The organism is Frankia sp. R82 (genome assembly GCF_023716925.1).
Taxonomy (GTDB): Bacteria; Actinomycetota; Actinomycetes; order Frankiales; family Frankiaceae; genus Frankia.
In genome coordinates this window covers 1-9,042 of sequence record NZ_JAMQQG010000364.1, presented here as the reverse complement: position 1 = coordinate 9,042, position 9,042 = coordinate 1, and the positions used below count along the sequence as shown (strand labels likewise).

Below are 9,042 nucleotides of genomic sequence, written 5' to 3'. Positions count from 1 at the left end.
GCCCGCGACCGGGCCGTGCTCGACCTCGTCCGGACCCAGACCGCCGCGGTGCTCGGCCACGCCGACGCCGACGCCGTGGCGGCCGGCCGGCCGCTGCGTGAGCTCGGGTTCGACTCCTTGACCGCCGTCGACCTGCGCAACCGGCTGAGCGCGGCGACCGGCCTGCGGCTGCCCGTGAGCCTGGTCTTCGATCATCCGACGGTGCAGCTGCTGGCCCGCCATCTGCGTGCGCAGGTAGCGGCGGAACCCGCCGCGGTCCCGGTCCCGGTGCCGCCCGCGCCGGCCGGCGACGCCGCCCTGACCGACGAACCGATCGCCATCGTGTCGATGGGCTGCCGCTTCCCCGGCGGCGTCCGCACACCCGAGGACCTGTGGGACCTGGTGGCCGGCGGGGTCGACGCGATCTCGCCGTTCCCGACCGACCGCGGCTGGGATCCGGACATGTTCGACGACGATCCCGACCGTCCCGGGAAGAGCTACGTCCGCGACGGCGGCTTCCTGCTGGACGCCGCCGCGTTCGACGCCGCGTTCTTCGGGATCTCGCCGCGGGAGGCGGCCGCGATGGACCCCCAGCAGCGCCTGCTGCTGGCGACCGTCTGGGAGGCGGTCGAACGGGCCGGCATCGACCCGACGACGCTGCACGGCAGCACCAGTGGTGTCTTCGTCGGTGCCGCCTACCAGGGCTACGGCGGGTCGATGGACCGCATCCCGGCCGGCAGCGAGGGCCATTTCGTCACCGGCTCCGCCACCAGCGTGCTGTCCGGACGGATCGCCTACACCCTGGGCCTGGAGGGGCCCGCGGTCACGGTGGACACCGCCTGCTCGTCGTCGCTGGTGGCCCTGCACCTGGCCTGTCGGTCGCTGCGGTCGCGGGAGTGCTCGCTCGCCGTGGCCGCCGGCGCGACCGTGATCGGCTCTCCGGTGTCGTTCGTCGAGTTCAGCCGGCAGCGGGGCCTGGCCCGCGACGGGCGCTGCAAGGCGTTCGGCGCCGGGGCCGACGGGATGGGACTCGGCGAGGGAGTGGGGACGCTGCTGCTCGCCCGGCTCTCGGACGCCCGCCGGGCCGGTTATCCGGTGCTCGCCGTCATCCGCGGCAGCGCGATCAACTCGGACGGGGCGAGCAACGGCCTGTCCGCACCCAACGGGCTGGCCCAGCAGCGGGTGATCCGCCAGGCACTCGCCAGCGGCGGCCTGGAACCCGGCGACATCGACGCCGTCGAGGCACACGGGACGGGCACGACGCTGGGCGACCCGATCGAGGCCGAGGCGCTGCTGGCGACCTACGGCCAGGACCGCCCCGCCGCCGCGCCGCTGCTGCTGGGCTCGGTGAAGTCGAACATCGGCCACGCCCAGGCCGCCTCCGGCATCGCGGGCGTCATCAAGATGGTGCTCGCCCTGGACCGGGGGGTGCTGCCGAGCACCCTGCACACAGACGAGCCGTCGCCCTACATCGACTGGTCGGCCGGCGCCGTGCGACTGCTGACCAGCGCTCAACCCTGGCCGCGGCGAGGGCGTCCGCGCCGTGCGGGTGTCTCCTCCTTCGGCCTGTCCGGCACCAACGCGCACGCCATCCTGGAGCAGGCCGAGCCGGCTGCCGGCGCCGAGCCCGGCGGGACACCGGCACCGACGGCGGCACAGGCCGAGGCCGAACCGCCGGCCGAGGCCGCGGTGCCGGTTCCGTGGGTACTCAGTGCCCAGAGCCCGGTCGCCCTCGCGGCCCAGGCCACCCGTCTGCTGGAGCACGTCGACGCCCGGCCGCACGACGATGTGCGCGACATCGGGTACGCGCTGGCGACGACCCGATCGTCGTTCGCGCACCGCGCGGTCGTCGTCGCCGCGGACCGCGCGGACTTCCGCAGCGCGCTGCTTGCTCTGGCCGGCGACGAGGTCGCCGCGAACACGGCGCGGGGCGTGGCCGTCGCCGACCCCCGGATCGTGTTCGTGTTCCCCGGCCAGGGCGCGCAGTGGACCGGGATGGGGGTGGAGCTGCTCGAGGCCAGCCCGGTGTTCCGGACCCGGATGCAGGAGTGCGCGGCGGCGCTGGATCCGCTGACGGGCTGGTCGCTGCTCGACACCCTGCGCGCGCAACCGGGCTCGCCGTCCCTCGACCGGGTCGACGTCGTGCAGCCCGTGCTGTTCGCGGTGATGCTGTCGCTGGCGCAGGTGTGGCGGTCGTTCGGGGTGGCGCCGACGGCGGTCGTGGGTCATTCGCAGGGGGAGATCGCGGCGGCGTGCGTCGCGGGCGCGCTGAGCCTGCGCGACGCCGCGCAGGTGGTGGTGGTCCGCAGCCGGGTGGTCGGCGCGGAGCTGTCGGGGCTCGGCGCGATGGCGTCGGTGGCGTTGGCGCGCGCCGAGGTGGAACAGCGGATCGCGTCCTGGGCCGGACGGCTCTCGGTGGCGGCGGTGAACGGGCCGTCGTCCACGGTCGTCTCCGGTGATCCGGACGCGCTGGCCGGGTTGCTGGCCGCCTGCGAGGCGGACGGGGTACGGGTGCGCCGGGTGCCGGTGGACTACGCGTCGCACTCCGCCCAGGTCGACGGTGTCCGCGACGGGCTGGTGCGGGCACTGGACCCGATCACGCCGCGGGAGCCGGACATCCCGATCCACTCCACGGTCACCGGCGACCTACTGGACTCGGCCGCGTTCGACGGCGAGTACTGGGCGCGCAACCTGCGCGAGCCGGTGTTGTTCGAGCCGGTGACCCGGGCCCTGCTCGAGGCCGGGCATCAGATCTTCATCGAGATCAGCCCCCATCCGGTGCTGACGATGGGCGTGCAGGAGACCATCGACACGGTCGCGGGTTGCGCCGCGGCGGTGGTCGAGACGCTGCGCCGTGATGACGGCGGCCCGGCTCGTCTGCTCCGTTCCCTTGCCGAGGCGCAGGTCCAGGGAGCGGAACCGCACTGGCCGGCCGTGTTCGCCGGGCCCGTCCCGCGGCCGCCGGTGCCGCTGCCGCTGCCGACCTACCCGTTCCAGGAGCGGCGGTACTGGGTCGACACCACGGCCGAGGCGGCGTCCGGGCCGACCGGTGGCACGTCGCGGCCCGGTGGCTCCCACGCGGAGGTGGACGGCCGGTTCTGGGCGGCGGTCGAACAGGAGGATCTGGCGGCTGTCGCCACGACGATGGAGCTCGCCGGGACCGACGCGGTCGAACCGCTGCGCCCGGCGCTCGGGCTGCTGTCGGCCTGGCGCCGCCGTCAGGCCGAGCAGTCGGCGATCTCGTCCTGGCGCTACGACGTGACCTGGTCACCCGTACCGGTGACACCAGCGGGACCGCAGGCACCGTCGGCCGGCGACTGGCTGGTCGTCGTGCCGGCGGCCACCGAACACGCGGACCTGGTCGACCGGGTCGTCGCCGCGTTCGCGGCCCAGGACGGCACGCCACCGCCCACCGTCACCGCGTTCGACACCGCCCGCGCCGCGATCGCGCAACGCCTGCGGGCGGGCCTCGCCGACCCCGACCGGCCGCCGGCCGGGGTGCTGTCCCTGCTGGCCCTGGCCGCGGACGGCACCGACCCGGCGGACGGCACCGATGGGACCGGCCGGCCGGCGGTACCCATCGGCCTGGCCCTCTCGATCGGCCTGCTCCAGGCACTCGGAGACGTCGGAATCGGCGCGCCGCTGTGGTGCCTGACCCGAGGGGCGGTGTCGGTCGGGCGAGCGGACACCCATGTCGATCCCGGGCAGGCGTTGTACTGGGGGCTCGGCGGCGTCGCGAGCATGGAGTACCCGGGACGCTGGGGTGGTCTTGTCGACCTTCCCCCGGCCGGGGACGGCGTTTCCCTCGACGCCCGTGGCGCCGCCCGGCTCCGCGCGGCGGTCACCGGGCCGGGATCGGTCACCGGGCCCGGCGCCGGGCCGCACGAGGACCGGGCTCCGGTCGTGGAGGACCAGTTCGCGCTGCGGCCGGCCGGGCTGTATCGCAGGCGGCTGGCCCGGGCCACCCCTCGGGCCGGCGTCACCGAGCTCGACGCCTGGAAACCAGCGGGCACCGTGTTGATCACGGGCGGTACCGGGACCCTCGGTCGACTGGTCGCCCGGTCGCTGGCCCACGACGGCGCCCCACACCTGTTGCTGGTCAGCCGGCGGGGGGCAGGCGAGGCGGGGACGGCGCAGGCGACGCAGACGGCACAGCTGGTCGCCGAGCTGTCCGCGTTCGGCTCGGCGGTCACCGTCGCCGCCTGTGATGTCGCGGACCGTTCGTCGCTGGCCACACTGCTGGCCGGTGTGCCCGCCGAGCATCCGCTGACGGCGGTGGTGCACACGGCCGGTGTCCTGGACGACGGTGTGATCGACAGCCTGACCCCTGAACGGGCGGCTGCGGTACTGCGGCCCAAGATGATCGCCGCGGCGAACCTGGATGAGCTGACCCGCGATCTCCCGTTGTCCGCCTTCGTACTGTTCTCCTCCTTCGCCGGCACGGTGGGCGGTCCGGGCCAGGGCAGCTACGCCGCGGCGAACGCCTACCTCGACGCGCTGGCCCGCCGCCGCCGCGCCGATGGTCTGGTCGCCACCTCCGTGGCCTGGGGCTCCTGGGGAGGCGGCGGTCTGCTGACCGACGAGCTCGCCGAGCGGCTGCGCGGCCAGGGCATGCCCCCGATGGATCCGTCCCTCGCCGTCGTGGCACTGCGTGAGCTGCTCGACCACGGCGACACGTTCGCGGTGGTGGCTGACATCCACTGGGAGCGCCTCGTCGCGACCCTGAGCTCCGCACGGACACCGGCGGCGGTCGCCGACCTCGCCGCGGCCCACCAACGCCCCACCGCCGCCACCGCCGGGACCGGGGGACGTGTCACCGCGGCAGCCGGTTCGTCGCTGGTCGACGAGCTCGCCGGGCTGGAGCAGGCCGACCGACAGCGGCGGCTGTCCGAGCTGGTGCGCACGCAGGTCGCCGCCGTGCTCGGCTACGCCGGACCGGACGAGATCGACCCGGACCGGGCGATGCGCGACATCGGTTTCGACTCGCTGACCGCCGTCGACCTGCGCAGCCGGCTGGCCACCGCCACGGGACTGCGGCTGCCGGTGACGCTGGTCTTCGACCATCCGACCTCGACCGCGCTGGCGCGCCATCTCGAGACCGAACTGCTCGACGGGGTGGTCCCGATCGCCGCCGGCGCAACCAGGGCCAGCACCGCCGTACCGGCCGCCGGTGGACCGGCCGTGGGCACGGCGGCCCCCGACGACGACCTCGTCGCGATCGTGGCGATGAGCTGCCGCCTGCCCGGCGGGGTCCGCTCGCCGGAGGACCTGTGGTCGCTGGTGCGCGACGGCGTCGACGTCATCGGCGACTTTCCGACCGACCGCGGCTGGGACGTCGCCGGCCGGTACGACCCCGACCCCGAGGTGGCGGGAACCTACTACGCGCGCGGCGGTGGCTTCCTGTACGACGCGGCCGACTTCGACCCCGGCTTCTTCGGGATCTCCCCGCGGGAGGCCCTCGCGATGGACCCGCAGCAGCGACTGCTGCTGGAAACCTCGTGGGAGGCCCTCGAACGGGCCGGAATCGACCCGGCGACACTGCGGGGAACCGACACCGGGGTCTTCGTCGGCGCCAGCTACAACGACTACGGGACGCGGCTCGACGGGGCCCCCGAGGGGTTCGAGGGCTACCTCGCCACGGGCAGTGCCAGCAGCGTCGCCTCGGGCCGCATCGCCTACACCTTCGGTCTGGAGGGGCCGGCGGTCACCGTCGACACCGCCTGCTCGTCGGCCCTGGTGGCACTGCATCTGGCCGCGCAGGCACTGCACCGCGGGGAATGCTCGCTGGCGCTGGCCGGCGGGGTGACGGTCATGTCGACGATGAGCACGTTCGTCGAGTTCAGCCGGCAGCAGGCCATGTCGCCGGACGGCCGCTGCAAGGCGTTCTCGGCCCAGGCGGACGGGGCCGGCTGGGCGGAGGGCGTCGCCCTGCTGCTCGTGGAGCGGCTCGCCGACGCCCGCCGCGCCGGCCATCCGGTGCTCGCGGTGATCCGCGGCTCGGCGTTGAACTCCGACGGCGCCAGCAACGGGCTGACCGCCCCGAGCGGGCCGGCCCAGCAGCGGGTGATCCGCCAGGCGCTCGCCAACGCCGGGCTGCAGGCCGGCGACGTCGACGTGGTCGAGGCGCACGGGACCGGCACGGCGCTCGGTGACCCGATCGAGGCCGAGGCGATCCTCGCGACCTACGGGCGGGACCGGCCGGCCGACCGGCCGCTCTGGCTGGGTGCGCTGAAGTCCAACATCGGCCACACCCAGGCCGTCTCGGGCGTCGCCGGCGTCATCAAGATGGTGCTGGCGATGCGGCACGCCATGCTGCCCGCGACGCTGCACGTCGAGGAACCGACCCCGCACGTCGACTGGTCCACCGGCACCGTCCGGCTGCTGACCGAACGGCGGAGCTGGCCGACACCCGACGGTCGTCCGCGTCGTGCCGCGGTGTCATCCTTCGGGATCAGCGGCACCAACGCGCACCTGGTGCTGGAATCCGCGCCGGATGACACGGTGTTGCCGGATGACACGGTGTTGCCGGAGGGCGCGGTGCCGGAGGGCGCGGCGGCACCGCGGGCAGCGGCGGGTGAGGCCGCCCCGGCGTCGGCGGCCGTGGTGTGGCCGCTGTCGGCGCGCGGCGAACCGGCACTCGCCGAGCAGGCCGCCCGGCTGCTCGCGTGGCTCGACGAACACCCGCGGGCGCGCCCCGCCGATGTCGGGTTCTCGCTCGCGACGACGCGTGGCACGCTCCCGCATCGCGCCGCCGTCGTCGGATCGGACGCGCAGCGGCTGCGTGCGGGTCTCACCGTGGTCGCCGAGGGACGGGCCGGCACCGGGATCGCCGGCGTGGTCGCGGGGCGGGGTGGCCCCGCCGGCCGGCTCGCCTTCCTGTTCACCGGGCAGGGCAGCCAGCGGGCGGGGATGGGCCGGGCACTCGCCGACGTCCACCCCGTGTTCGCGGACGCCCTGGATGAGATCGGCGCCCACCTCGACCCGCATCTCGACGGCACCTCGACCCGCGCGGTGATGTTCGCCGCGGCGGGCACCCCGCAGGCGCGGCACCTGGACCACACCGCCCACACCCAGCCGGCGCTGTTCGCGTTCGAGGTCGCGCTGTTCCGGCTTCTCGCCAGCTGGGGGATCGTCCCGGACGTCCTGCTCGGCCACTCGATCGGGGAGCTCGCGGCCGCCCACGTGGCCGGGGTGCTGTCGTTGGCGGATGCCTGCGCGCTGGTCGCGGCGCGGGGCCGGCTGATGGGCGAGCTGCCCGCCGGCGGCGCGATGCTGTCGGTGTCGACGTCCGAGGACGTGGTGCTGGCAGCGATCGACGGCCTCGGCGACCGGGTGGGGATCGCCGCGCTGAACGCCCCCCGGACCACTGTGATCTCTGGTGATGCCGACGCCGTCGAGGACCTGGCGGCCCGCTGGGCGGGCGAGGGCCATCGGGTCCGCCGCCTGCGGGTCGGTCATGCCTTCCACTCCCCACGGATGGACCCCATCCTGGCCCGCTTCGGTGCCCTCGCGGGCACGCTCGACTACGCTCCGCCGACGATCCCGATCGTCTCCAACGTCACCGGACGCCTCGCCACCGCCGAGGAGCTCTGCTCGCCGGACTACTGGGTGCGTCACGTCCGCCAGGCCGTCCGCTTCCACGACGGGGTGCGCGAACTGGACCGGATCGGCGTGCGCACGCATCTGGAACTGGGGCCCGACGCCGTGCTGACCGTGCTGGGCGAGCAGATCCGGCCGCCGCAGGCGGCGGTGTGGGTTCCGGCCCTGCGCCGCGACACGCCCGAACCGGTGGCGCTCGCGACCGCGGTCGCGTCCCTGCACGTCCACGGGGTGGACGTCGACTGGCCCGCGGTGTTCGCCGGTGCCGACGCCCGCCGGGTCGACCTGCCGACCTACGCCTTCCAACGCGAGCGGTACTGGCTCGACGCGCCCCCGCCGACGGGTGCTCCCGCCGCCGGCTTCACAGCCACGGGCCATCCGCTGCTCGGCGCTGCCGTCGAGCTCCCCGAGTCCGACGGCTGGCTGTTCACCGGCCAGCTCGGTGCGCGGACGGTGCCCTGGCTCGCCGACCATGCGGTGTCGGGGACGATCCTGGTGCCGGGCACCGCCTTTGTCGAGCTTGCGATCCGGGCGGGGGAGCAGGTCGGCTGCGACCGCGTCGACGAGCTGACGTTGCAGGCGCCGCTGGTGCTCGCGCCCGACGGGGCGGTGTCGGTCCAGGTGACCGTCGGCGGCCCCGACGCGGACGGCGCACGCCCGGTCACCGTCCACTCCCGCCCGGTGGACTCCGGGGACCGAAGCTGGACCCGACACGCCACCGGCCTCGTGTCTCCGATGGGGGCACCACCGGCGGACGCACCACCGGCGGACGCAGGCTCGGCGGAGGTCGGCTCGGCGGAGGATCTCCGGAGCTGGCCGCCGGCCGATGCGCAGCCGTTGGACACCGGGGACCTGTACGAACGCCTGGCCGCGAACGGGTTCGACTACGGTCCGGCCTTCCGGGGCCTGCGGGCCGCCTGGCGGCGCGGGCCGGAGATTTTCGGTGAGGTGAGCCTGCCCGACGCCCAGCGCGCCGAGGCGGCAGCGTTCCGTCTGCACCCCGCGCTGCTCGACGCCGCGCTGCACACCGTCGCCTTCACGATGCAGGAGGGCGACGGCGGGGTCCTGCCGTTCTCGTGGACCGGGGTGCGGCTGCACGCCACCGGCACGTCAGCGCTGCGGGTCAGGATCACGCCGACCGGGTCGGGTGGCGTGGCCGTCGTGGTCGCCACCGCCGCCGGGCACCCGGTGGCCACGGTGGAGTCGCTGGTGCTGCGGCCGGTCGCCGCGGCGGCTCTGGCCGGTGCGCCGGCGGCGCAGGACGGCCCGTTCCGGCTGCGCTGGTCCGCCCTGCCGGCGACCACGACCGTGCCGCTGCCCCGGGTGGCGGAACCCACCGGCCACGGATCCTGGGCGTTGCTCACCCGGGCGGACGACCTTCCGGCGCAGGCCGCGATCCTGGCCGGACTGCACGCCGCCGGGGTGGCGACGGTGCCGGCGTCCGGCCTGGCCACGGCGCTCGGT

The 9,042-nt window shown here is 75.2% G+C and carries 1 protein-coding gene; it reads left to right on the top strand.

Annotated features, from left to right (window positions below; translation table 11 throughout):
• On the top strand, positions 1–9,042 hold a 9,042-nt coding region (locus ND747_RS28835), incomplete at both ends, for a type I polyketide synthase (protein WP_251737409.1).